This is a genomic window from Falsirhodobacter deserti, from assembly GCF_004015795.1.
GTDB classification, from domain to species: domain Bacteria; phylum Pseudomonadota; class Alphaproteobacteria; order Rhodobacterales; family Rhodobacteraceae; genus Falsirhodobacter; species Falsirhodobacter deserti.
Genome location: NZ_ML137218.1, coordinates 1500257 through 1524695 on the forward strand (window position 1 = coordinate 1500257; position 24439 = coordinate 1524695).

The window sequence follows — 24439 nt, forward strand, 5'->3', positions numbered from 1 at the left end:
CGTCAGGGATCAGGCGCTCCAGTTCGAGGCGCGGAAGTCCATCGCAAAGGCCGGTGCGGCCTTCCAGTTCAGCTCCGACTTCATTCCGGTGAAGACGGCATTCTGGTGAAGCACCTGATAGGCCGGATCCTCGCGCTCGCAGATGTCCAGCATCCGCGCGAAGGCCTTCTTGCGCGCGGCCCGGTCGGTGGAGGTTTCCATGACAACCGAAAGCTGGTTCACCTCATCATTCCAGAAGTGGCGCATCTGCTGCGCCTGTCCGTTGGGTCCGAACTGGACGACCATTGGCGTGATGGGATCGTTGATCGTGTTGGAGGCGGACCAGTCGAACACGCCGCGCGTGCCTTCGGCATCGTGGATCTGGGACCAATTTTCCTTCATCTCGATCTCGACGTTCAGGCCGACCTGAGCCCACATCTCCACCAGGATCTGCGCCGTGGGCGTCTGGTTCGTGTAGTAGTTGTTCAGCAGACGATAAGGGATCGCATCGCCCTTGTAGCCTGCCTGCTTGAGGAGGTTGCGCGCCAGCTCGGGGTCGTATTCCGGCACCGCCCAGCCCTCGATGAACATGTCGGACGACCGGAAGCTTTCGAATTGCAGGCCGGCGGGCACCACCGTCTCGCCGCCCCACATCGCGTCCACGATCATCTGGCGGTCGATCGAATGGGTCAAGGCGCGGCGCACCAGCGGGTCCGCGAGGATCTCGTTCAGCTTGTTGAATACCGAAAGGCGGTGATTCCAGATGGTGGAGGACTGCACCTCGAGGCCCGGCGCGGCCGCGACCGTGGCGATCTGGTCCGGCGGCAGGTCGCAGGCGAAGTCGTAATCCCCCGACATGAGGCCGTTCACGCGGCTCGCGACTTCGGGAACCTCCACGAAGCGGATGCGTGCCAGCGGCGGGCGTCCGCCCCAATAGTCGTCATGCGCGACCAGTGTCAGTGACACGTCGGGACGATACTCCTCGACCATGTAGGCGCCGGTGGTGACGGGCTTGGCAGCCCATTCAGCATAGCTTGCGGCTTCATCCCAGGCTCGCTTGTTCAGGATCTGCGAGCCGTTGGCGTAGAGACGACCTTCCAGCGTCAGGTCCGGGGTCGCATTGTGGAAGCGGACGGTATACCTGTCCACGGCTTCCACGCCGCGCAGGGCGGGCCACATGCGGCGCGCGACGCCGGGAATGCCGGCCGGAAGCTCCTTGGCGTTCTGCGGCTTGAAATCCTCGGCATACAGGGTGGTGCCGCCGACCGGCGCGGTCCCGGCGAACAGGCGCTCGTCCGAAAAGGAGAATACCACGTCCTCGGCCGTCATCTCGTCGCCGTTGTGGAAGCGGACGCCTTCGCGCAGCTTCAGCTCGATCGTCTTGTCGTCGAGGCGGTTCCACTCGGTGGCAAGGGCCGCCACCGGACCTTGGTTGCCCATCCAGTCGCGGTCGATAAGCCCTTCCCACATGTTGGGGAAGAACACCCGCTCGCCGACGTTCGACTGCTCGTTCCAGACGTCGAGCGTCCCGTTGTTGGTGATCTTCTGCACCGCGATGGTGATCTCGCGGCGCGTTCCCTGCGCACGCAGACTGCGCGGCAGGATCAGCGACCCGGTGGCGGCCCCCAGAAGGCCAAGGGTGTGGCGGCGATTGATGAGCATGGTCCCTCGCGTTTCCCGTTTCGGTGCTTTTGCCAATCTGCTAGCGGCATTATTTTTCATTTTTGTGACCGCGTGGAATAAATCTCCAACCGATCAGCTTGACGCGGCCTCCGCCTGTGCGCAAAATCCATGGACAGGTTCGAGAAAGACGGCAGATGAGATCCACCGACGGCGCGTCCGTTCCGACCGACGTGCTGGACCTGTTGCAGGGCAGCATGGATGCCTTGCCCAACGCACTGAGTCGCATTGCGAAATACGTGCTGGAACATCCCGAGATGGTCATTCACCAGTCGGTAACGGAGCTGGGCAGCTTCTCCGGCAGTGGCGAAGCAAGCGTCGTGCGGCTCTGCCGCAGCCTCGGCTTCAAGGGCTACCGGGACTTCAAGATGGCGCTTGCGGTAGAGCTGGGCCGTCCGCAGACGCCGCCACCCGGCCTATCATCGGGAGGTGCCTACGACACGATACGAGACGCTTTCGAGCGGAGCATCAGCGATGCAGCGCGGAGTATGGATGGGAAGGAGCTTGCTCTTGTCGCGACCCTTCTGCTCCGCAGCCGACGCATCGACATCTACGGCGCCGGGTTATCCAGCATGGCAGCCGATATGCTGACCTACCGTCTGCAGCGGCTGAACCTTCCCGCCTTCTCCTTCCGCGACGCGCATATCGCCCATGAGGTCGCACATGGCCTCGATGCGGGCTGCGTCGCGATCGCCTTCTCCCTTTCAGGCCTGACCGAGGACACAGTGAAGTTCCTCCGCAGCGCACGGCATGCGAGAGCAAGGGCCATCGCCATCACCGGACGTGCGTCAAGTCCTGTCGGTGAAGCGGCCGACAAGGTCATCGCGCTGTCCGGCCTGCGGATCCGAAGTTCGGATGGCATCCTCACCCCTTTGACCGCCAACCTGTTGGTGATTGAATGCCTGGGCGCGGAAGTTGCACGACAGCGAATGAAATGAAGCGCTATGCGAACGGGAATTGCTAGCTCCAGATCCATTGTTTCTGAACGCTCGTCTTCGGCATCTCTCGCCGCGGCCGGGAGCTCCTCAGAAACGGCTCTCCAGGCCTGTCAACAGAGGAGCCTAGACTTACACTTGGGTGGCGACCCATGCGGCATCAGGATGAGCATCGCGGGCTCGTCTAGGACTTCAGTCTGCCCTTGGGGGCCATCCCGACGCGGCGCATCCGAGCCGCTCTGCCCCGGAGCGTGCCTGTATGCCGGCGAGGGCTCCCATGGAGATCAAGCCTTACCCATGTCCATCCTCGTCCGGCACCGCAGTCTGGCCGGGCAAGTCATGGGTCGAGGAAGGTCAGCTTTGGGGGCCGCGCGACCCCTACCGCAAGCTCGGCCAGCATGTTCCATGGAGTGCAGACATGCTGCAGCAACAGCCGGAAGGTCCACGTTGGCCGGAGGTGCCCAACATCTGAAACAGAGCCGTTTCGTCGTGCCGGAGGATGCCTTCCGAGACGTGACAACTGGAGCCGTCTCACGACATTATATGTATCTTACTTCTTACTGGTAACTTTAAACCTTTGTCGAGAAACGGCTCCGGCTGTCACGCTGATCCGCATCCTGGGACAACCTTCCGGCACCCGAGGAACCAGTCAGCCTTCCGGCGTTCCGGTGACGTTGGGCGGGCAGGCGCCCCCGGCCTTCTGCCCCTGCTACATACGCAGACCCGATCAGGTAGTTCTTGAACCTGCGCCAGAGCGCTTCAGCGCGTCCCTGGCAGCCTGTTCACTGTGTCCTGGTGCCGGTGGTGCACCCAGCAGGGAAAGCCAGCCAGGCGCGCGCTTTGAGAGCTTTTGTGATTGGCGCTGGTGTCACGTCTCGATCAGCTTTCCGGCACGGCCATCGGTTGTCCTTGGAGGAGGGTGCGGTTTCTCGGGCGGATAAGGCGAGCTGATCAGGCGCGGCACCCGTAGGCTACTGTCTGAACAATCCTTTCCGCAGGCAGATCGTGCCGCCTCTCCCCTCTTGGAGGGGATGTGAGCACCTGGACGGGCTTCGATACACCTTTCGACTTCTTCCCCCTCTCACCCAGGGCAGGTAGCCCTTTTCGCTGCGCTCCCGCCTGGCCGAGCCGCCCAGCCTGGGCATCATCCCTTGTCCGCCTCTCGGCCTCCTGTGAGTTCGAACACCCAGGCTTGAGGAGGATGGGCTTCCGAATGTGCCTGCGACTGCGTGAGCGAGCCGCAGGCTGGCCTTTAGGATGCTCTGGAGCTGGTGGAGCGCCCCAAATGCGAAGCTGCTTCAGCACGCGCTTCAGGTGAAATTGACGAGATTCGGAAAAGTGCATCTGGGGTGATTTCCGTCAAGCTAGGGTATGGTGGTGTCAAGCAACGGGGGTGTTCCGGGCGGGCCTGGCCGGGGTTGCTTGACCTTGCTTGACAGCTTTTGCCTTGTGACATTGACGTTTCAGGCCGAAGTTGACGGCCTGTAACGTGGAAGCGTTACAGATCAGGCCTCTGTCAAGCAAATCCCGGCCTCCTGCTCCGGCCGGGACGGGCCGGCCAGACCGGAAGTTCAGATCAGAAGATGGCCCGCAGAGCCGCCCGCAGCCGGCTCGTCAGGCGCGGATCGCTGCCCTTCGAGGCGTCCCAGAAAGGCGGTCGTTCTCGAACGCCCAGCGGAAAACGGCGCGAACACTGGCAAGGTAGACATCAGAGACGGTCTTCGGCGCTTTCTTTTCGCTCAGCAGCTTGTCGCGCCAATCGAGCAGATTGCGCTTCGTGATCCGGGCCGCGTCACTGTGGCCGACGAATTTGATCAGATGCTTGACCGCGTTCTCCCATTGCTTCGCTCCGTCCTTGTGCTTTCCGAGAGCTTGCCGGCTGGCGATGTATTCATGGAAAAGCATCTTGAGCGGGACCGGCGCAGGTGAGTCCTACACCGGGTCCGCGTTCCCGATAAGGGGGTGCGATGACTGAGCGGTGAAATCGCCCTCATCTCGCTCGACAACTCGGGCAAGTGCCTCAAGCTCGGCGGCGCAAAGAGCACGTGCAATCGAACGCCATTCTTCCGAACCCGCGTCTGCCGTCAGATTTCCGGCTCTACGAAAACGTTCGATCTCTAAGCCCATAGTCTCGGCGAGTTGGAGATCACTGAGCTTGCCGGCCGATCCGTCCCGGAGCTGCTGCACCAGCTGATCGTCTATCCCTATCAAAGCATAGCGTGAATCGTTCCGCAGTTCGTCATCGAAGGCGAGCCGCCGGATGTAATGGCTGGCGGCGATCTGAGCAGGCGTGAGAAGGAAGCGTCCCTCCTGGACCGGCATGGCTCCCGCTTGGGCAGCTTGACGCTCGGCGGACATGATTTGCGCCTGAAGGACGGCCACCGCGCCTGGGTGCTTCCGCATAGCCGCGCGCCGATCGCCACCCAGAGTTTCCAGTAGCTCGGACTTGCCGACGTAGGGGATCAGCGGCTTGGGAACAGCAACGCGGGCGTAGAACCGCCCGCCCTTCTCTTTCCAGTGTCGCAACTTTCCAGCCATCGTCTCGCCCTCATTCTGGCACCGCGTTTGGCACCAAAAAGGGCACGAACCCCCTAGATACAAGGGTTTTCTTTGTTATCAACGGGATATAATGGTGCTGCAAGAGAGGATTGAACTCTCGACCTCACCCTTACCAAGGGTGTGCTCTACCACTGAGCTACTGCAGCGCCGTGGCGGGTGGATAGACGCAAAAATCACGGCATGCAACCCCAACTGGACGGTTTTTTTTCCCCGCGCTACAAGATGGCATGAACAAGGATGACACACCCTCGGGCATGAAGCCGCCGAAGCGCGGTGCGCCCGCCCCAGAAACGCGCGAAGACCGGTTGAAGGCCGCGTTGAAGGCCAATATGGCCCGACGCAAGGCACAGGCGCGCGCCCGTTCCCAAGGGAACGCCGAGCAGGACAAGGACTGAGATTTTGGATTCGATTCTGGTGCGGGGCAATGGCCCCCTGAACGGGCAGATCCCGATTGCAGGTGCCAAGAACGCCTGCCTGACGCTGATGCCGGCCACCCTTCTGACGGATGAACCGCTGACGTTGACCAACGCGCCGCGCCTGTCGGATATCCGTACCATGACGCAGCTTCTCGGCTCTCTCGGGGCCGAGGTGGCGTCGCTGCAGGGGGGGCAGGTTCTTGCGCTTTCCTCGCACCAGATCGCCAGCCAGAAGGCCGACTACGAGATCGTGCGCAAGATGCGCGCTTCGATCCTTGTTCTGGGCCCGCTGCTGGCGCGGTTCGGCCATGCCGAGGTTTCGCTGCCCGGCGGTTGCGCCATCGGCGCGCGCCCTGTGGACCTGCACCTGAAGGCGCTGGAAGCGATGGGCGCGGATCTGGACCTGCGCGACGGCTATGTCCATGCCAAGGCACCGGGCGGGCTGAAGGGCGCAGTGTTCGACTTCCCCGTCGTCTCGGTTGGCGCCACGGAAAATGCGCTGATGGCCGCCACGCTGGCCAAAGGCACCACCGTCCTGAAGAACGCAGCACGAGAGCCGGAGATCGTCGACCTTGCCCGCTGCCTGCGCCGCATGGGCGCACAGATCGAAGGCGAAGGCACGTCCACCATCACCATCCAGGGGGTCGACCGGCTGGGCGGCGCGACGCATCCCGTCGTGACCGACCGGATCGAGCTTGGAACCTATATGCTGGCCCCCGCCATCTGCGGCGGCGAGGTGGAGCTGCTGGGCGGCAGGATCGAGCTGCTGGGCGCCTTCTGCGAAAAGCTGGACGAAGCCGGCATCAGCGTCGAGGAAACGGCAGCCGGCCTCAAGGTCAGCCGCAAGAACGGCCGCATCCGCGCCGTGGACGTGGTGACAGAGCCCTTCCCCGGCTTCCCCACTGACCTTCAGGCGCAGATGATGGCACTTTTGTGCACCGCCGAAGGCACCAGCATCCTTGAAGAGAAGATCTTCGAGAATCGCTTCATGCACGCCCCGGAACTGTCCCGCATGGGTGCGCGGATCGAAGTGCATGGTGGCCACGCCACCGTGCATGGCGTTGACAAGCTGCGCGGCGCGCCCGTGATGGCGACGGACCTGCGGGCCTCTGTCTCGCTGATCCTTGCCGCGCTGGCGGCGGAAGGCGAAACCGTCGTCAGCCGCGTGTACCACCTTGATCGCGGATATGAACGGGTGGAGGAAAAACTTTCCGCCTGCGGCGCGCTGATCGAACGTATTGAAGGCTGACCTTGCCCTTCCCCGTCCGGTGCTTATCTTGACCACGCACCGGACGGGGGAGACAAAAATGGCCGACGCGCGATTCGAAGATGCCGAGGAGCGGCCGCTTTACCTTGGCGCCGAAGATGCCGAGGATCTGAAGGTGATCTCGGCGCTGGTGCAGGATGCCGTCCTGCCGATCACCGAAATGCGGTATCGCCCGTCCAAGCGCCAGTTCCTGATGCTTCTGAACCGTTTTCGCTGGGAAGATCGCATCGCCGCGCCGGAGCGTGTCCGTTCAATCCTGTGTTTCCAGGATGTTCTGGCGGTGCGCAGCCAGGGGATCGATCGGAACGACAAGGACACGGTCCTGTCGGTGCTGGCCCTGAACTGGGTGCCCGCCGAAGAAGGCGCGGGTCTGCTGGAGGTTGTTCTGGCCGGCGATGGCGCGATTGCGCTTCAACTGGAAGCGTTGGACGTTTCGCTGCGTGATGTCACGCGCCCCTATCTTGCCGCATCGCGCCGTGCGCCCGCCCATGATTAGTGGGCGCGCCGCACCGGCCGGATTTCCACACCCCACGCCTTCGGGTCGCGATCGCGCATAAGTTCCCGGGCAACCTCGAACGGGCGGTCGGTCGTGATGCTGAGCGGGACGGTGCCGATGGCCTGCGCCACGTTGCTGATCAACTGCACCTCGAAGAAGGAGGTTGTCGCCGGAACCGCCCGCGCCGGTGCCAGAAATGCCATCCCCACTTGCTTCAATGCCTGAACGATCATCGGAAAGCTCCTCCTGTGATGCGGCAAGGATCGCGCGGAAAGGTTAATGGCCCGAAAATGCTGCGTACATTTCGCGGCCCATTGATGCGGCGGCAGCGCCGCGCGATAAGCGCCCCATGCAGACCCTTCCGATCGACGAGGCTCTCCCCGCCCTGATCACCGCCATCGCCGATCGCGGCATGGCCGTGCTTCAGGCCCCGCCTGGCGCGGGCAAGACCACCCGTGTGCCACCCGCGCTGCTGCCGCATGTCGCGGGCCGCATCGTCATGCTGGAACCGCGCCGCCTTGCCGCCCGCGCCGCCGCCGAACGCATCGCCGAGGAGATGGGCGAGCATGTGGGCCAGACCGTCGGCTATCGCATTCGCGGCGATTCGAAGCCCGGCAGCCGGATCGAAGTGGTGACCGAAGGCATCCTGACGCGCATGGTGCAGGATGATCCTTCGCTTGACGGGATCGGAGCCGTGATCTTCGACGAATTCCACGAACGGTCGCTGAATGCCGATCTCGGCTTGGCGCTGGTGCTGGAATCCCGCGGGGCCCTGCGCGAGGATCTGGCGGTGGTGGTGATGTCGGCCACGCTGGATGCGGCCCCCGTGGCCGCGCTGATGGATGCGCCTGTCATCACCTCGGCCGGTCGGGCCTTTCCGGTGGAAACGCGCTGGCTGCCCCGCCCCGCGCAGGGGCGGCTGGAGGCGGATACGGCGGCCTTGGTGCGCCACGCCGCCGGGGAAACCGAAGGCGACATCCTCGTTTTCCTGCCGGGCGAGGGAGAGATCCGCCGCGTCCAGACGCTGCTGGACGGCGATGTGCGCCCCCTGTTCGGCGCGATGGATTTTACCGCGCAGCGGGCGGCGCTGGCCCCTTCCCCGAACCGCCGCATCATCCTTGCAACATCCATCGCCGAAACGTCGCTTACCATTCCCGGCATCCGCGTCGTGGTGGATGCCGGGCGTGCACGGCGGGCGAGGTTCGATTCTGCCTCGGGGATGTCGCGGCTGGTCACCGAACGCGTGACACGGGCCGAGGCCGAGCAGCGCCGTGGCCGCGCGGGCCGTGTGGCCGAGGGCATCTGCTATCGCCTTTGGACGAAGGGCGAGGAAGGTGCCCTTGCCGCCTTCCCCCCGGCAGAGATCGAGGTGGCGGACCTGACCGGCCTTGCCCTGGAACTGGCCGTCTGGGGCAGCGACGATCTGCCCTTCCTGACCCGCCCGCCCGAAGGCCCGCTGGCCGAGGCGCGGGCGCTGCTGCACGATCTGGGTGCCTTGAAGGACGGGCGCATCACCGATCACGGCCGCGCACTGTCCCGCGCCCCGCTGCATCCGCGGCTGGCGCATATGCTGGCGCTGTCAGGCGGCGACAGCCCGCTGCTGGCGGCCCTTCTGGCAGAACGCGATCCGCTGCGCGGCGCGGCGCCCGATCTGGCCCAGCGCATGGCCGCCATTCGCGATCCGAACCGGTTTGCTGCCGCCCACCGCCCCACGATCGACCGCATCCGGCAAGAGGCAAAGCGCCTGTCGCGCATGGCGGGCAAACAGGATCACTCCTTGGGCCAGATGGCCGCGCTGGCCTATCCCGACCGCATCGGGCTGCGCCGCAAGGGCGATACCCCCCGCTGGGTGCTTTCGGGCGGCAAGGGCGCGGCAATGGAGGCGGGCCTGCCCCTCTCCTCCCAACGGCTGATCGTGGCCACCGACCTTGATGGCGACCCGCGCGAGGCGAAGGTGCGTCAGGCCGTTCCGATCGCCGAGGCCGAGCTGCGCGCCCTTTTCCCGACCCGATGGCGCGACGTTTGCGAATGGTCCCGGCGCGAAAACCGCGTGATCGCCCGCAAGCAAGAGATGTTTGGCGCCTTGGTGCTGGATGACCGCGTCTGGGACGCCCCGCCCCAAGCGACAGGGCTTGCGGCTTTCGAAGGCCTTCGCCAGATCGGCCTGCCATGGACGCCCGCCGCCGCCCGCCTGCGCGCACGCATCCGGCTCTGCGACGTGATGGATGTGTCGGACGAGGCACTTCTGGCCGATCCTGACTGGCTGCTGCCCTTTCTTGCCGGCAAACGCACCGCCGCCGACCTGCGCGCGCTGGACCTGAGCGAGCCGTTACGCGCCCGGCTGGGCTGGGACGGGGTGCAGACGATCGACCGGCTGACGCCCTCGCACTTCACCTCCCCCTTGGGAAACCGCATCCCCATCGACTATGACGGCGAGGTTCCCGCCATCGAGGTGCGCCTGCAAGAGATGTTCGGCCTGACCGCCCACCCCACGGTTGCAGGCCGGCCGCTGCGCATTTCACTTCTGTCGCCCGCCCGCCGCCCCGTGCAGGTGACGATGGACCTGCCCGGCTTCTGGGCCTCCAGCTATGCCGATGTGCGCAAGGACATGCGCGGCCAGTACCCCCGCCACCCGTGGCCAGAAGACCCGACGCAGGCCGCCCCGACCCTGAGGGCGAAACCACGCGGCACCTGAACGCGTTGTGCGGGGAAACAGGAGAAACCCCGATGAAACGCAGACTTGGTCAGACCGACATCCAGATCGCCCCTTGGGTTCTTGGCACCAACACGGCGGGCTGGACGGCGGATGAAAAGACATCCTTCGCCACCTTTGATGCTTTCGTGGATGCAGGCTTTTCCGCGCTGGATACGGCCGATGTCTATTCCCGCTGGGTGCCGGGCAATGACAGCGAAAGCGAACGGATCATCGGGCGCTGGATGAAGGCGCGCGGCAACCGCGACAAGGTTCATGTTTTCACCAAGGTCGGCATGGATCTGGGCGGCGAAGGCCAGAAGGGCCTTTCCGCACGCTGGATCGAAAAGGCGGTGGAGGATTCTCTGACGCGGCTTCAGACCGACTATATCGATCTTTACCAGCCACATGAACCCGACCCCGAAACCTCGCCCGCCGAAACGCTTGAAGCGTTCGACCGGCTGGTGAAGGCAGGCAAGGTACGCTGGATCGGCTGCTCCAACTACAACACGGCGCAGCTTGATCGCGCGATCCGCACCTCGAAGGAAAAGAACCTCGCGCAGTTCCAGTCAGTACAGAACGAGTTCAACCTTTACACGCGTGAGAAATACGATGCCGATCTGGCCGAGCTGATGCAGGGCAACGGTGTCAGCCTGCTGCCCTATTTCTCGCTCGCGGCCGGGTTCCTCACCGGCAAGTACCGCGGAGAGGCGGACCTGAAGAAATCCTCGCGCGGGGAAAGCATCGGGCGGCGCTACATGAACAACAAGGGTCATGCGATCCTGCACGCGATGGACCGCGCGGCGGAACGTGAAGGCGCCAGCCTGACGGAAATCGCGCTGGCATGGGTCGTGGCGCAGCCCGGTGTCGTGGGGGCGCTTGCCTCGGCCAGCTCCCCCGATCAGGTGGAGGAACTGGCAAACGGCGTGCAGCTGGAGCTTTCGGACACCAGCCTGCGAGAGTTGAACGCAGCCGGGGGTTAAACCCCAAGGCACCAGCGCATGACGGCCTTTTGCGCGTGAAGGCGGTTTTCGGCCTCATCGAAAATCACCGAGTGGGGGCCGTCCATCACAGCGCTGGTCGCCTCGTCATTCCGGTGGGCGGGCAGACAGTGCATGAACAGCGCGTCGGGGTTTGCCCGCTCCATCAGGGCTTCGTTCACCTGATAGGGACGAAGCTGGTTGTGGCGGCGTTCCTTGGCCGATTCCGGATCGTGCATGGAAACCCATGTATCGGTCACGACAAGGTCGGCGCCTTCAACAGCCTTCAGCGGATCACGTTCGATGCTGAACCCGATGCCGGCATTGCGGGCAAGTCCCTGCCATTCAGCCTCGGGGTCCAGCGTTTGCGGACCGGTGAACGTGAAGTCGAAGCCGAACTGGGCGGCCGCATGAATGAAGCTGGCGCAGACATTGTTGCCGTCGCCCGCCCAGACCACCTTCTTTCCGGTGATCGGACCGCGCTTTTCCTCATAGGTCATGATGTCGGCCATGATCTGGCACGGATGGGTGCGGTTCGTCAGGCCGTTGATCACCGGCACGGTGGCATATTCGGCCATCTCGTGCAGCGTCGCTTCTTCGAAGGTGCGGATCATGATCAGGTCGACGTAGCGCGACAGGACGCGGGCCGTATCCGCGATCGTCTCGCCGTGGCCAAGCTGCATTTCCTTGCCCGACAGCACCATCGTCTGCCCGCCCATCTGGCGGACGCCCACATCGAAGGACACGCGCGTGCGGGTGGACGGTTTTTCGAAAATCAGCGCGACCATGTGGCCCGCCAGCGGCTGATCGTCATCAGGTGTGCCCTTCGGGCGGCCGTTCCGCGCCGCCTTCATGGAAAGGGCGCTGTCCACCATGCCCCTCAACTCGGGCTTCGCGGTGGTGTGGATATCAAGGAAATGCTTCATGTTCTTGCTTTCGGAAGGCGAAGGATTGAGGGGATCAGCCAAGCGATGCCGCCGCGCGGTCAAGGCGCGACAGGGCTTCGGCAATATCCTCGTCGGGGATGTTCAGTGCGGGCAGAAGGCGGATGACGTTGTCGGCGGCGGCCACCGTCAGCAGTTGCTGATCGTATCCGGCCTGAACAACATCGCCCGCTGGCTTGCGGCACTTGATGCCCAGAAGCAGCCCCTGCCCCCGGACAGCCTCGAACACGTCGGGGTGCGAGGCGACGAGTCCCTCCAGCCCCTGCCGGAACAGCGCGGCCTTTCGCCCCACCTCAGCCAAAAAGGCCGGATCGGACACGATCTGCATGACCTTGCCGCCCACCGCGCAGCCCAGCGGGTTGCCGCCATAGGTGGACCCGTGCGTACCCGCCACCATTCCGGCGGCCGCAGCCTCGGTCGCCAGCACCGCGCCCAGCGGGAAGCCGCCGCCGATGCCCTTGGCCACCATCATGATGTCGGGGGTGACGCCAACCCATTCATGCGCGAACAGCTTGCCGGTCCGGCCCATGCCGCACTGAACCTCGTCGAAGATCAGCAAGGCGCCGGTTTCGTCGCATTTCGCCCGCAGCGCCTTCAGGAACGCGTCCGACGCAATGCGGATACCCCCTTCGCCCTGCGCGGGTTCGATGATGACAGCGGCGGTGGCGGGGGTGATCGCCTCAAGCGAGGGCATCTCGTCAAACGGAACCTGAACGAAGCCGGGCAGCAACGGGCCGAAGCCCTTCACCATCTTCTCTGACCCCGATGCCGCGATCGCCGCCGAGGAGCGGCCGTGGAACGCGCCGTGGAAGGCCACGATCTCGCTCCGGTCCTCTTTGCCGTACCAGTATTTGCGGGCCATCTTCACGGCCAGCTCCATCGCTTCGGTGCCCGAATTGGTGAAGAACACGGTATCGGCGAAAGTGGCATCAACCAGCGCCTGCGCCAGCGCTTCCTGTTCGGGAATGCGATAGAGGTTGGAAACATGCCAGAGTTTCGCGGCCTGTGCGCTGATGGTTTCCACCAGTTCCGGCGCGGCATGGCCAAGCGCGTTCACCGCAATCCCGGCCCCCAGATCCAGAAATCGGCGCCCGTCCTCGGCGACAAGCCAGCTGCCGCGGCCTTCGACAAAGGCAAGCGGGGCGCGGTTATAGGTCGGCAGAACGGGAGCGATCATGAAAAAGATCCTTTGAAAAAACGCACGAAAAGGGGTGCCAAGGCGATGCCCGCAAGTCAACGTCATAAGGGATGGGATATGCGCGAAGAAACGCCCGCGCAGGCGTGATCGTGAACGTCAGCGACGACGTCGGCGGCAAGTGATATGTGCAATCCGTTCGATCATGACGTAAGCGTTAGCGGCGCTGCACGTGTTCGACAAGCACTTTCCGCCCCCTGCCCTTGAATTCCGGCGGCCGTGCTTGTATCTCCGCCCTTCGCGCGGATAGACTGCGCCGCAAGCGGAACCCTCAGCGGAAGACCGATATGTCCTGGACCGATGAACGCGTTGAAACCCTGAAGCGTATGTGGACGGAAGGCCAGTCTGCCAGCCAGATCGCCAAGGTTCTTGGGGGCGTGACGCGCAATGCCGTCATCGGCAAGGTGCACCGTCTGGGCCTTTCGAACCGTGGAACGGAAGGCGAGGATGTCGCGGTTGCCGAACCGGCGCCCGAAGCCAAGCCCGAACCCGTGCGCCCCGACCCCGAACCCGTCCGCGAGGCACAGCCCGCCCCGCGCCCCGCGCCCGTCGCCACCGCGCCGACGCCGATGCGCCGCCCGATCGTGCCTGCCGGCCAGCCACTGCCCCCGCAGCCTTCCGCGAACGAGATCAGCCCCGAAACGCTTGCCTCGGTCCGCGAAGTTGAAAAACGCGCACGGAAGCTGACGCTGATGGACCTGACCGAGCGGACCTGCAAATGGCCGATCGGCGATCCCGCGACTGAAGAGTTCTGGTTCTGCGGCTTGCCCTGCGCCGCCGGCAAACCCTATTGCGAGGCGCATGTGGGCGTTGCCTTCCAACCGATGAGTGCGCGGCGCGACCGCCGCCGCTGACCGCGGATATATTTTTTCTCGAGGCGCCGGAACCTATGCTCCTCTCCGGCGTTACCTGAACGAGAGACTGCGCCCGCTGCGCGGCGGGTGCGGAAATCAGGGAGCCTCCACAATGACACGACAGGACCCCGAAGGCTTCGGCCCGCGCGCGGGGGCGGATTGGGCTGTCCCTGCCCTCCTGCCCCGCCTGCCCGGTCTTGATCACACCTTCACGTTGCTACGCCAGGGTTACCACTTCATCGGCCGCAACTGCGACGCGATGCATGTTGACGGTTTCCGGGCACGCCTGATGGGGCGGGAGGCGGTTTGCCTGCGCGGCCCGGAAGCGGGCCGTCTGCTTTACGGGTCCGATGTTGTCACGCGGCAGGGGGCAATGCCTGCAACGGTGCTGCGGCTGCTTCAGGACAAGGGCAGCGTGCAGCAACTGGAGGGCGAGGAGCATCGCGCGCGCAAGGCCATGTTCATTCGTCTTGTCATGGACCCTGCCCGCGTGGATGCCCTTGTGCGCGGGTTCGAGGCAGCATGGCGCGCCCAGCTTCGCCCCGGCACCGAAATTTCCATCCTGCATCTGGCCAATGCCGCGCTGACGCGGGCCGTGTGCCATTGGGCCGGCCTTTATCCTTCGGAAGCGCGCCTGCGGCAACTGACGCGCGTTCTTTTCGCAATGAGCGATCGGACAGGCCATTTCAGCCCCTCCACCCTTGTGACGCTGATGCAGCGGCGACGCGTGGAGCGATGGCTTCGCCAGCAGGCCGCCGCCGCGCGCGCGGGTGGCAACGCCCCCGAAGGCAGCGCCCTTGCCGTGATGGCAGCCGAACTTCCGCCCGAAGTTGCGGCCGTGGAAATCCTGAACATCCTTCGTCCGGTTGTGGCCGTTGGCCGCTATATCGCGTTTTCTGCAAAGGCGCTGCACGAACATCCGATCTGGTGCGGCCTGTTCCACAGCGGCAACGAGGATTACATCACCGACTTCTGCGAAGAGGTGCGCCGCATCTCGCCGTTTTTCCCGTTCACCGCCGCCGTTGCCACGCGCGACGTGGAATGGCAGGGCGCGACCATCGCCGCCGGAACGCGCATCCTGTTCGACATCTACGGCACCAACAACGATGCGCGGAACTTCCCGCTGCCGCACAAGTTCCGGCCTGAACGGATGCTGGACTGGAAGGTGGAAGATCCTGCCTTCGTGCCGCAAGGCGCTGGCGCAGTTGCCACCACCCACCGCTGCCCGGGCGAGGCGATGACGCTGGCGCTCATGGCCTCGGCCGTGCGGATGCTGTGCAACGAGATGAGCTATGAGCTTCCCCCGCAGGATCTTTCCGTGGCGATGAACCGCGTCCCGGCGCAACCTGCATCCGGCGTGCGGATCAGGGTTCAGCGGATCGACTGAACCAGCGCCGGAAGGTCGCGGAAGCTGTCGAAGCGCAGACGATGGGGCAGATCCTCGGCTGGCGTCTTGCGATAGCCGCCGGTGAAAAGCGCGAAATCGATGCCGGCGGCTTTCGCGGTCGCGGCATCAACCTCGCTGTCGCCCACGTAAAGCACAGGCCCGTCGCCCAGCGCGTGCGCGGCAGCAAGCAGCGGTGCCGGATGGGGTTTCTTCTGCGGCAGGCTGTCACCGCCGATCACCACCTGAAACGGGCCAAGGTCCAGATCTTCCAGCACGCCAAGCGTCAGGTCATACGGCTTGTTCGTGCACAGCCCGAAGTGCGCCAGCGGCGCAAGGGCTGCCAGCGCCTCAACCACCCCGTCGAAAGGACGGGTGAGCGAGCCATTGCCAGCATAATGCCGGGTGAACACCTCCACCCACAGGGCCCGAGCGCCCGAGGCGCCGGCGGCCCGCATGATATCCACCACCCACGGCTCCACCCCGTGGCCGATGCAGCTGCGGATCGTCGTCCTGTCCAGCGGAAGATATCCCATATCCTCCAGCGTGGCCGAGGCAGCCGCATGGATGTCGGGCAGGCTGTCCACCAGCGTGCCGTCAAGATCGAAGACGATCCTCATTTTTCGCCCTCGGCTTTCAGGTATGCGATGATGTCGGCCAGATCCTGATCCTTGCGCAGACCAGCAAAGATCATCCTGGTACCCGGAAAGGCCTGACGGGGATTGTAGAGATAATCGCGCAGAAGCTCGTCATCCCAGACGCGCCCCTCCTCCCCCGCGGCAACCAGCGCATCGGAATAGGTATAGCCATCCACAGCGGCCACAGGGCGGCCGACGATGTTATGAAGCGACGGCCCCTGACGGTTCGCGCCTTCGTTGAGGCTGTGGCAGACCATGCATTTGCGATAGACGATCCGGCCCTTGTCCGCATCGCCCTCTGCCAAGGCGGGGCTGGCGACAAGCGCCGCCAGCAAGGCCAGAACGGTACGCATCAGTAGATGATTACGCTGCGGATGCTTTCGCCGTGATGCATCAAATCGAAGCCCTTGTTGATGTCTTCAAGGCGCAGCGTGTGGGTGATCATGGGGTCGATCTCGATCTTGCCGTCCATGTACCAGTCCACGATCTGCGGAACGTCCGTACGCCCGCGCGCCCCGCCAAAGGCCGAACCTTTCCAGACGCGGCCCGTGACCAGCTGGAACGGACGGGTCTGAATTTCGGCCCCCGCGGGTGCCACGCCGATCACGATGGATTGGCCCCAGCCGCGGTGGGTGCATTCCAGCGCATCACGCATCACCTGCACATTGCCGGTGCAATCGAACGAATAATCCGCGCCGCCGATCTGGTCGATCGGGGTCTTCGTCATGTTGACGATGTGCTGGACGATACCGCCCTCGATCTCCTTGGGGTTCACGAAATGGGTCATGCCGAAACGCTCGCCCCATTCACGCTTGTCGTTGTTCAGATCGACGCCGATGATCATGTCCGCGCCGGCCATTTTCAGGCCCTGAATGACGTTCAGGCCGATCCCGCCCAGACCGAACACGACAGCCTTGGCGCCGATCTCCACCTTGGCCGTGTTGATCACCGCGCCGATGCCCGTGGTCACGCCGCAACCGACATAACAGACCTTGTCGAAGGGCGCATCGTCACGGATCTTGGCAAGCGCGATTTCCGGCACGACCGTGTGGTTGGCGAAGGTGGAACAGCCCATGTAATGCAGGATCGGCGTTCCATCCAGCATCGAGAAACGCGTTGTCCCGTCCGGCATCAGCCCCTGCCCCTGCGTTCCCCGGATCGAGGTGCAAAGGTTGGTCTTGCGCGAAAGGCAGCTGGGGCACTGGCGGCATTCGGGGGTGTAAAGCGGGATGACGTGATCGCCGGGCTTCAGCGTCGTCACGCCCTCGCCCACTTCCAGCACCACGCCGGCGCCTTCATGGCCAAGGATGGCGGGGAATATCCCTTCGGGATCGGCGCCTGACAGGGTAAAGGCATCGGTGTGGCAGATGCCCGTTGCCTTCATCTCCACCAGAACCTCGCCCGCTTTCGGGCCTTCAAGGTTGACCTCCATGACTTCCAGCGGCTGTCCGGGGGCAAGGGCGACGGCGGCACGGGTACGCATAGCTACACTCCTCAGCTGTTCGTGTCATTTGTGACGTGACCATGCACGGGTTGCAAGCGCTTGAGTTCGCCTGCCCCCCACCCTAAACCTTAAAGGCAAAGAGGAGATCCGCATGACGATCCGCATCGATCTGGCCGCATCAATCGGCAACACCCCCCTCATCCGCCTGCGCCGCGCCTCCGAGGAGACGGGATGCGAGATCCTTGGCAAGTGCGAGTTTCTGAACCCCGGCCAGTCGGTCAAGGACCGCGCGGCGCTTTACATCATCCGTGATGCCATGGCGCGGGGCGCCCTGAAGCCGGGCGGCACCATCGTCGAAGGCACGGCCGGCAATACCGGCATCGGGCTTGCGCTGGTGGGGGCCTCGATGGGCTTCCGCACCGTCATCGTCATTCCTGAGACGCAAAGTCAGGAAAAGAAGGACATGCTGCGCCTTGCCGGGGCCGAACTGGTGCAGGTGCCGGCTGCCCCGTACAAGAATCCCAACAACTATGTCCGTTATTCCCAGCGGCTTGCGCAAATGCTGGCCAAGACAGAGCCGAACGGCGCGATCTGGGCCAACCAGTTCGACAACACCGCCAACCGTCAGGCCCATGTGGAAACCACAGGGCCGGAAATCTGGGAACAGACGGGCGGCAAGGTGGACGGCTTCGTTTGCGCCGTCGGTTCGGGCGGAACGCTTGCCGGCGTGGCGATGGCGCTGCAGCCCAAGGGCGTGAAGATCGGGCTGGCCGATCCCGAGGGCGCGGCCCTGCATTCGTTCTATACCACCGGCGAATTCGCCTCCCCCGGCAGTTCCATCACCGAAGGCATCGGCCAGGGACGCATCACCGCCAACCTTGAAGGCATCACGCCCGATTACAGCTGGCGCATTCCCGATTCCGAGGCCCTGCCGATCGTGTTCGACCTGCTGGAGGAGGAAGGCCTTTGCCTTGGCGGATCGTCGGGCATCAACGTGGCGGGTGCCATCCGCATGGGGCGCGAAATGGGCCCGGGCCACACGATCGTGACCGTTCTGTGCGATTACGGAAACCGCTATCAGTCCAAGCTGTTCAACCCGGCCTTCCTGAAGGAAAAGGGCCTTCCTGTCCCCGAATGGCTGGACCGCGCCCCGCGCAGCATCCCCGAAGTTTACGAAGACTGACTTGCACGCAACCCGCCTGCTTCCTATGTGGGGGTGGACGGGTTCTGCTCTTCACGTGCGAGGCTTTTTTCCAGTGGCCGATAAGCACTTCCGAGGGAGCTGGCTCTGCCATGATCCTGGTCATGGTATCTGGTTCCCACCTGATTCGTCAGGCTCTCGGGAAATCCCGCCGTCCACGGTCGCTGCGGGCCCGTCACCTTCCCCACACATCTTTTTCGCCTGATCGTCCGGCATGAAAAAGGGGCGGCTTTCGCCACCCCTCAGGTCCGCCCTGCGACGGAACCGGGTTTCTTAGAACCCGTAAACCAGCGACACGCCCAGCGTGTTGTCGGTGCGGTCTTGCGAGCCGCCACGTGCTTCGTTGTAGTCCGACAGGTAGCTGACGCGGGTGGAGAATGCGTCCGTGATCTTGAAGTTCACGCCCAGGTCGTTGTTGACGCGCAGCGCTTCGTCCGAGTTCAGAGCGTCCGTGTCCATCGTGACGAAGACGTTCGGGTTGATCGCCCAGTAGAAGCGCGACGACAGCACGTAGCCGACCTCGGATTCGCTGCGACCGTCGCCGAACTTCAGGTAGGACTGGCCAACACCGACCTGAACGCGCCATGCAAGATCTTCACGGTTGAAGATGCGGTAACCCGGACCCACACCGATGAAAGCGTCCTGCTCGACGGTGTTGGCGATGATCTCGGCGCGCTGTGCGTCCGACAGCAGCGATTCGTCCACGACGCCGAAATAATCTTCAGCTTCGGTGTCGGAAACCTCGTCAGCGAGACCGTCAGTGACCACGCGGCCCATGACGAAGCCGTAGAAGCGGTCGTTGAAGTCATAGACGCCATCATAGATGCCGTACACCTTTTCCTTCTGCGAGTCTTCGTCGTTCTCTTGGTACTGCATCAGGAAGTTCAGGTTCTGCGTGAACACGCCGGACTTGTGCGTCAGGCGGGCACCGATGTTTAGGTTTTGCGTTTCATTGTTGCCGGTGTTGCCGGAGTAGCCCAGCGACGCGCCGCCCGACAGGCCTTCACGAACACCCGGAGCGCCGTAACGGAAAGCGTCGTTCGAACGGTCGAATTGCTGCTGCACGTCGAAGCGCTGCTGGTCGATCTGATCACCGATGGAGTTCGGGTTCACGATCGTGTCCGTTGCGCTCTGCGCGAAGGCCGGTGCTGCGATCATCAGAGCCAGCGCGGATGCGCCTGCGATCTTCATGCTCTTTTTCATTCTTCCTGTCCTTTCAAACCGGAGTATCCCCGGGCCATTCGGCCAGCGAGGCGGCTTCTTGATATTGCCAAGAAGAAGAATAGGCGTGTTGACCTAAGTGACCATGAGCCCCGAGACGGACGAAAAATTTCCGTTAAGCGGGAACCTGTTTTCATCTGCTTAAAATCGGCAATGAACCGCCTGAAATCCTCCCAAACGGGAATGTTACCTTACGTTGTGTAAAGGGTGTAACCGTTATGTAACACAAAGATCGCCTTCCGACGCTCACGTTACGTTTGCAGGTATCAGGCCCCGAACGACGTCATGAGACCTTCTTGTTGCCGTGTTGCAACAAAAAACCCGCCATAGCGGCGGGTTTTCAGGTCAGAAGCGATCCGGCTGGGCCTCTCGGGCCATGTGATCCAGCACCGCATTGACGAATTTCGGCTCCCGCCCGTCAGGGAAGAAGGCCTTCGCCACATCCACGAACTCGGTGATGACCACCTTCGGGGGTGTATCGCCAAGCACAAGCTCCGCCCCGGCAGCGCGGAACAAGGCCCGCAGGACCGAGTCGATCCGGTCGATCGGCCACTTCGCCACCAGCGCCCGGTCGGTCATCTGGTCGATGCGCCCCTGACGCTCCACAGCCTCGGAAACGAGGTGGCGGAAATGGTTCGGCTCGCCCTCGGCCATCTCCTCGCCATCAAGGATCTCACCGAAGCGGTGCGTTTCGAACTCCCGCACCACGGCTTCGACCGTCTGACCGCGTGCTTCCATCTGGAACAGTGCCTGCACCGCATAAAGACGCGAGGCGGATTTCATCTGTCGTTTTTCGGCCGGTGTCATGCGAGCGTCCCCTCGCCCTTGGCCAGATGCACCTCGTCAGGGCGGAAGCCGATGTTGCGGCGCGGCGCGGCAAAGCGGCGGCGCAGCGCGATCAGGTGCAGCGCGGCGGCGGCAGCCCCGCCCCCCTTGTTCTGATCAGCCACATCGGCGCGAACTTCGGCCTGGCGGCGGTTTTCCACGGTCAGGATGCCATTGCCGATGCAGGTGCCCTGCAGGCCCAGCAACGTGATGGCGCGGCTGGAATCGTTGCAAACGGTGTCATAATGCGTCGTTTCTCCGCGGATCACGCAACCAAGCGCGACATAGCCGTCAAACTCCGCCTGCCGTTCGCAGATCGCGATGGCAGTCGGAATCTCCAGTGCGCCCGGCACCTCGATCACTTCGACGGTGGCGCCAGCCTGTTCGGCCGCGGCGCGGGCACCGGCGATCAGGTTGTCGGCGATATCCTTGTAATAGGGCGCCACAACGATGGCGAGTTTGACCGGCGCCTCGAAGCTGGGCAGCGGCAGTGAATAATGCTGTTCCGAGGCAGCCATCGGTCAGTCCTTCCTGATCATGCGGGTTCCGGCGATGGTGAGGCCGTATGCCTCCAGCCCCACCACTTTCGGAGCCGCCGAATTGGTCAAAAGCGTCAGCGTGTGCAAGCCCAAGGCGGCCAGAATCTGCGCCCCGACGCCATAGTTCCGCAACGTCTGCGGCGAAGCCTCGCCCGCAGCGGGCACGGTCTGGCTCAGATCACGCAGGATCACCACCACTCCGCGCCCTTCCTCGGCCACGGCACGCATCACGGCCGGCACCTCGTCCACACGCTCGGGGGCAAGGCCAAGAACGTCTTCCAGCGGGTTGAGGACATGCACACGCGTCAGCACAGGCGCGTCGGTGGTAATGTCGCCCTTGATCAGGACGATATGTTCGGCCCCCGTCGGCTCGTCCACGAACAGGCGCATCATCCAGTCACCGCCGAAGGCGGACTTGACGTGCCGCACCGCGCGTTCCTTCACAAGGTTGTCGTGCCGGCGGCGATACGCGATCAGGTCGGAAATGGTGCCGATCTTCAGCCCGTGACGCTGCGCAAAGGCCACGAGGTCGGGCAGGCGCGACATGGTGCCGTCATCGTTCATGATCTCGCAGATCACGCCCGAAGCGTTGAGGCCGGCAAGACGCGACACGTCCACAGCCGCTTCGGTATGTCCGGCACGAACCAGCACACCCCCGTCGCGGGCCCGAAGGGGGAAGACGTGGCCCGGGGAATGGATGTCGTCGGCACCCTTGGACGGATCAATCGCCACCGAAACGGTGCGGGCGCGGTCATGGGCGGAAATCCCGGTGGTCACGCCCTCCTTCGCCTCGATCGACAGGGTGAAGGCCGTTTCGTGCCGGCTGCCGTTCTTCATGCTCATCTGCGGCAGGCCTAGCGCGTCGATCCGGGCCGACGGCAGGGCAAGGCAGATCAGCCCGCGCCCATGGGTCGCCATGAAGTTGATCGCCGATGGCGTGCACATCTGGGCCGGGATGACCAGGTCGCCCTCGTTCTCGCGATCCTCGTGGTCGACCAGGATGAACATGCGCCCGTTGCGGGCATCGTCGATGATCTCCTCGATGCTCGAGATCGCGTCGCTGAATTCGGTTTTTTCGGTCATGGCACTCTCCGCGGATCGCTTTGCACATAACTTCAGGGACCCGCGAAGGCCAGAGATGTCAGCCCCGCCTCACGAAATAGGGTGCCCTGTCAGCCCCATTCGCGCAGCCTCGCAACATAACGGGCCATCGTGTCCACCTCCAGGTTGACGCGCTGGCCAAGGGCGGCCTCGTTCCACGTCGTGACCTGCTGGGTATGGGGGATGAGGTTGACGCCGAATTCGGCGCCCGCAACCTCGTTCACGGTCAGCGAGGTGCCGTTCAGCGCAACCGACCCCTTGGGCGCGATGAACTTCGCCAGCGCTTCGGGGGCGCGGAAGGTAAGGCGCAGGCTGTCACCTTCGGGGCGAAGATCCACGATCTCTGCCACGCCGTCGACATGCCCCGAAACGATATGGCCGCCCAGTTCATCCCCCACGCGCAGGGCGCGTTCAAGGTTCAGGCGCTTGCCTTCGGCCCATCCCCCATTCGCGCCGATGCTCGTCACCTCGACCGTTTCGGCCGATATATCGACGTCGAACCAGTCGGGCCCCAGCTGCACAACGGTCAGGCAAACCCCGTCACAGGCGATGGAAGCGCCGATATCTATGCCGGCCGTATCGTAAGCGGTGCGGATCCGCGCCCGCAGGTCGCCGCGCCGTTCTGTCGCAACAACCGTTCCGATGTCGGTGATAATTCCCGTGAACAAGTCTGGCACCTCGCTTTTGTTCTGGGTAACCCTGTTGACGCAGCGTAACAAGCCTCGGCCTTGCAAAGGAAGCTCCGTTTGAAGAGAATTCAGCCTTGATAAGTCATGCGGCCCACTGACATGTCCAATACTGCTCGTGTTTTTCTGTTCCTGCAGGGGCCCCACGGGCCGTGGTTCCGGACCCTGGGCCGGGGCATAGCCGCATCGGGCGCGCAGGTCTGGCGCGTGGCCTTCAATCCGGGCGATCAGGCTTTCTGGCCAAGGGAGACGCTGATCCCCTTCACGGGCCAACCCGAGGAGTGGCCCGACACCTTCGCCAGCATCGCCGCAGCCAAGGGCGTGACCGATATCGTGCTTTACGGCGATACCCGGCCCATCCATGCCCGCGCCGTCGAGATCGCCCGCGCCCGCGGCATCACCGTCCACGTGTTCGAGGAAGGGTATCTGCGCCCGCATTGGGTGACTTATGAACGCGGCGGCTCCAACGGCAATTCGCGGCTGATGGACATGCCCATCGACCAGATGCGCGAGGCGCTTGCCCGCTGCGACATGGAGCTTCCCGAAGCGCCCGCCCGCTGGGGCGACATGCGCGAACACGTGTTCTGGGGCGCCGCCTACCACTTCTTCGTCATGACGGGGCGCGGCTATCCCAACTTCCGGCCGCATCGCGACCTGAAGGTGGGCGATGAATTCCTGCTGTATCTGAAGCGCCTGGCCCTGATGCCGCTGCACCACGTGGAACGCCGCCTGGCCACGCGGCGGATCATGCGCGGGGGCTTTCCTTATCATCTGGTGCTGTTGCAGCTGGAACATGATTCCAGCTTCCGCATGCACTCCTCCTTCTCCACCATGTCGGAGTTTCTGGAACTGGTGATGGAGGCTTTCGCCACTGGCGCGCCGGCACATCACCACCTTGTCTTCAAGGCCCACCCGCTTGAGGATAACCGCGCGCCGGTGGCCGATGACGTGAAGCGGCTGGCACGGGAACTGGGGATAACCAACCGCGTGCATTTCGTGCGCGGCGGCAAGCTTGCCCGCCTGATGAACGATGCCCGCAGCGCGGTCACCGTCAATTCCACCGCCGGACAGCAGGTGCTGTGGCGCGGCCTGCCGCTGGCTGCCCTTGGCCGCACCGTCTATGGCAAGCCGGAACTTGTGGCCGATCAGCCGCTGGCGCAGTTCTTCGCTTCGCCGCAGCGGCCCGACGGGCGCGCCTATCGCGATTTCCGCCACTATCTGCTGGAAACGTCCCAGGTGCCTGGCGGCTTTTATTCCGCGCGGGGACGCCATGCGCTTTTGCGGCAGGTCGTGGACATGATGCTTCAGTCCGAGGACCCGTATGACGCCCTGCCCTGTGGCAAGTCGGCCCCGCGTCAGCCGCTGCGCGTGGTTCCTTGACACGTTTTCGCGATTTAAGGGGT

Annotated in this window: 24 protein-coding genes and 1 tRNA gene; 10 read left to right on the top strand and 15 right to left on the bottom strand. The window is 63.9% G+C overall.

All coding sequences use genetic code 11. The features are described 5' to 3' along the window. Positions 1-9: 9 nt before the first annotated feature. Positions 10-1641: an ABC transporter substrate-binding protein gene (locus tag JX25_RS07505; protein ID WP_128254410.1), complete on the bottom strand. Its 1632-nt coding sequence runs from the start codon at positions 1639-1641 to the stop codon at positions 10-12. Positions 1642-1796: 155 nt separating this feature from the next. Between JX25_RS07505 and JX25_RS07510 the strand changes: the two genes are divergently transcribed. Continuing rightward, positions 1797-2597, top strand: coding sequence for a MurR/RpiR family transcriptional regulator (locus tag JX25_RS07510; protein ID WP_128254411.1), 801 nt, complete (start codon positions 1797-1799; stop codon positions 2595-2597). Positions 2598-4208: 1611 nt separating this feature from the next. Here JX25_RS07510 and JX25_RS07515 read toward each other — a convergent pair. From JX25_RS07515 to JX25_RS07525, 3 genes are all read right to left on the bottom strand, one after another. Beyond that, on the bottom strand, positions 4209-4499 hold the full coding sequence (locus JX25_RS07515) for a phage integrase SAM-like domain-containing protein (RefSeq protein WP_128254412.1): 291 nt from the start codon (positions 4497-4499) through the stop codon (positions 4209-4211). Between the two features lie 27 nt (positions 4500-4526). Further along, positions 4527-5132: a DUF6538 domain-containing protein gene (locus tag JX25_RS07520; protein WP_206611534.1), complete on the bottom strand. Its 606-nt coding sequence runs from the start codon at positions 5130-5132 to the stop codon at positions 4527-4529. 92 nt (positions 5133-5224) lie between these two features. Further along, positions 5225-5299 (bottom strand) — tRNA-Thr (locus JX25_RS07525). Between the two features lie 81 nt (positions 5300-5380). Between JX25_RS07525 and JX25_RS14815 the strand changes: the two genes are divergently transcribed. The 3 genes from JX25_RS14815 to JX25_RS07535 are packed head-to-tail and all read left to right on the top strand — an operon-like array spanning position 5381 to position 7332. Beyond that, positions 5381-5548 carry a hypothetical protein gene (locus JX25_RS14815; RefSeq protein ID WP_164876003.1) on the top strand — a complete coding sequence of 56 codons (168 nt, stop codon included), beginning with the start codon at positions 5381-5383 and terminating at the stop codon, positions 5546-5548. 4 nt (positions 5549-5552) lie between these two features. Further along, a complete protein-coding gene (gene murA, locus JX25_RS07530) occupies positions 5553-6818 on the top strand; it encodes a UDP-N-acetylglucosamine 1-carboxyvinyltransferase (protein ID WP_128254413.1) in 1266 nt (421 codons plus the stop codon). Between the two features lie 58 nt (positions 6819-6876). Continuing rightward, positions 6877-7332 carry a DUF2948 family protein gene (locus JX25_RS07535; RefSeq protein WP_128254414.1) on the top strand — a complete coding sequence of 152 codons (456 nt, stop codon included), beginning with the start codon at positions 6877-6879 and terminating at the stop codon, positions 7330-7332. Here the strand turns inward: JX25_RS07535 and JX25_RS07540 are convergent. Then, positions 7329-7565, bottom strand: a complete 237-nt coding sequence (locus JX25_RS07540) for a hypothetical protein (RefSeq protein WP_128254415.1) — start codon at positions 7563-7565, stop codon at positions 7329-7331. The genes JX25_RS07535 and JX25_RS07540 overlap by 4 nt on opposite strands. A gap of 116 nt (positions 7566-7681) precedes the next feature. On the opposite strand from JX25_RS07540, the gene hrpB reads away from it, so the two are divergent. Further along, the gene (gene hrpB, locus JX25_RS07545) at positions 7682-10027 is read left to right on the top strand and encodes an ATP-dependent helicase HrpB (protein ID WP_128254416.1); all 2346 of its coding nucleotides are present in this window, start codon (positions 7682-7684) and stop codon (positions 10025-10027) included. A 32-nt stretch (positions 10028-10059) separates the two neighbouring features. Then, positions 10060-11007 (top strand): aldo/keto reductase, encoded by a 948-nt coding sequence (locus JX25_RS07550; RefSeq protein ID WP_128254417.1) that lies wholly within the window; start codon positions 10060-10062, stop codon positions 11005-11007. On the opposite strand, the gene argF is transcribed toward JX25_RS07550, so the two are convergent. Both argF and JX25_RS07560 read right to left on the bottom strand, forming a co-directional pair. Next, positions 11004-11930, bottom strand: a complete 927-nt coding sequence (argF, locus tag JX25_RS07555; protein WP_128254418.1) for an ornithine carbamoyltransferase — start codon at positions 11928-11930, stop codon at positions 11004-11006. The two genes, JX25_RS07550 and argF, sit on opposite strands and share 4 nt — an antisense overlap. 34 nt (positions 11931-11964) lie before the next feature. After that, entirely contained in the window at positions 11965-13125 is a 1161-nt protein-coding gene (locus JX25_RS07560; RefSeq protein ID WP_128254419.1) for an aspartate aminotransferase family protein, read from the bottom strand. A gap of 305 nt (positions 13126-13430) precedes the next feature. On the opposite strand from JX25_RS07560, the gene JX25_RS07565 reads away from it, so the two are divergent. Together JX25_RS07565 and JX25_RS07570 are read left to right on the top strand one after the other, a co-directional pair. Beyond that, positions 13431-13997 (top strand): GcrA family cell cycle regulator, encoded by a 567-nt coding sequence (locus tag JX25_RS07565; protein WP_128254420.1) that lies wholly within the window; start codon positions 13431-13433, stop codon positions 13995-13997. A gap of 112 nt (positions 13998-14109) precedes the next feature. Further along, complete coding sequence (locus JX25_RS07570) at positions 14110-15384, top strand: cytochrome P450 (RefSeq protein WP_128254421.1); 1275 nt, start codon at positions 14110-14112, stop codon at positions 15382-15384. Here the strand turns inward: JX25_RS07570 and gph are convergent. The 3 genes from gph to JX25_RS07585 are packed head-to-tail and all read right to left on the bottom strand — an operon-like array spanning position 15369 to position 17502. Further along, on the bottom strand, positions 15369-16001 hold the full coding sequence (gene gph, locus JX25_RS07575; protein ID WP_128254422.1) for a phosphoglycolate phosphatase: 633 nt from the start codon (positions 15999-16001) through the stop codon (positions 15369-15371). The two genes, JX25_RS07570 and gph, sit on opposite strands and share 16 nt — an antisense overlap. Further along, positions 15998-16372, bottom strand: a complete 375-nt coding sequence (locus JX25_RS07580) for a c-type cytochrome (RefSeq protein ID WP_128254423.1) — start codon at positions 16370-16372, stop codon at positions 15998-16000. Before JX25_RS07580 ends, gph begins: the two co-directional genes overlap by 4 nt. After that, positions 16372-17502: an S-(hydroxymethyl)glutathione dehydrogenase/class III alcohol dehydrogenase gene (locus JX25_RS07585; RefSeq protein WP_128254424.1), complete on the bottom strand. Its 1131-nt coding sequence runs from the start codon at positions 17500-17502 to the stop codon at positions 16372-16374. The genes JX25_RS07580 and JX25_RS07585 overlap by 1 nt, the downstream gene beginning before the upstream one ends. A gap of 112 nt (positions 17503-17614) precedes the next feature. Here JX25_RS07585 and JX25_RS07590 point away from each other — a divergent pair, with 112 nt between their 5' ends. Beyond that, the gene (locus JX25_RS07590) at positions 17615-18646 is read left to right on the top strand and encodes a cysteine synthase A (RefSeq protein ID WP_128254425.1); all 1032 of its coding nucleotides are present in this window, start codon (positions 17615-17617) and stop codon (positions 18644-18646) included. A gap of 291 nt (positions 18647-18937) precedes the next feature. Here the strand turns inward: JX25_RS07590 and JX25_RS07595 are convergent, their stop codons facing one another. The 5 genes from JX25_RS07595 to JX25_RS07615 form a co-directional block, all read right to left on the bottom strand. Next, positions 18938-19867, bottom strand: coding sequence for a DUF481 domain-containing protein (locus JX25_RS07595; RefSeq protein ID WP_128254426.1), 930 nt, complete (start codon positions 19865-19867; stop codon positions 18938-18940). A gap of 363 nt (positions 19868-20230) precedes the next feature. Further along, positions 20231-20692: a transcription antitermination factor NusB gene (nusB, locus tag JX25_RS07600; protein ID WP_241557880.1), complete on the bottom strand. Its 462-nt coding sequence runs from the start codon at positions 20690-20692 to the stop codon at positions 20231-20233. After that, positions 20689-21228 carry a 6,7-dimethyl-8-ribityllumazine synthase gene (locus JX25_RS07605; protein WP_128254427.1) on the bottom strand — a complete coding sequence of 180 codons (540 nt, stop codon included), beginning with the start codon at positions 21226-21228 and terminating at the stop codon, positions 20689-20691. Before JX25_RS07605 ends, nusB begins: the two co-directional genes overlap by 4 nt. A gap of 3 nt (positions 21229-21231) precedes the next feature. After that, positions 21232-22332 (bottom strand): 3,4-dihydroxy-2-butanone-4-phosphate synthase, encoded by a 1101-nt coding sequence (gene ribB / locus JX25_RS07610; protein WP_128254428.1) that lies wholly within the window; start codon positions 22330-22332, stop codon positions 21232-21234. 89 nt (positions 22333-22421) lie between these two features. After that, positions 22422-23018 carry a riboflavin synthase gene (locus JX25_RS07615; RefSeq protein ID WP_128254429.1) on the bottom strand — a complete coding sequence of 199 codons (597 nt, stop codon included), beginning with the start codon at positions 23016-23018 and terminating at the stop codon, positions 22422-22424. A gap of 120 nt (positions 23019-23138) precedes the next feature. On the opposite strand from JX25_RS07615, the gene JX25_RS07620 reads away from it, so the two are divergent. Then, positions 23139-24416, top strand: coding sequence for a capsule biosynthesis protein (locus tag JX25_RS07620; RefSeq protein ID WP_128254430.1), 1278 nt, complete (start codon positions 23139-23141; stop codon positions 24414-24416). Positions 24417-24439 lie beyond the last annotated feature (23 nt).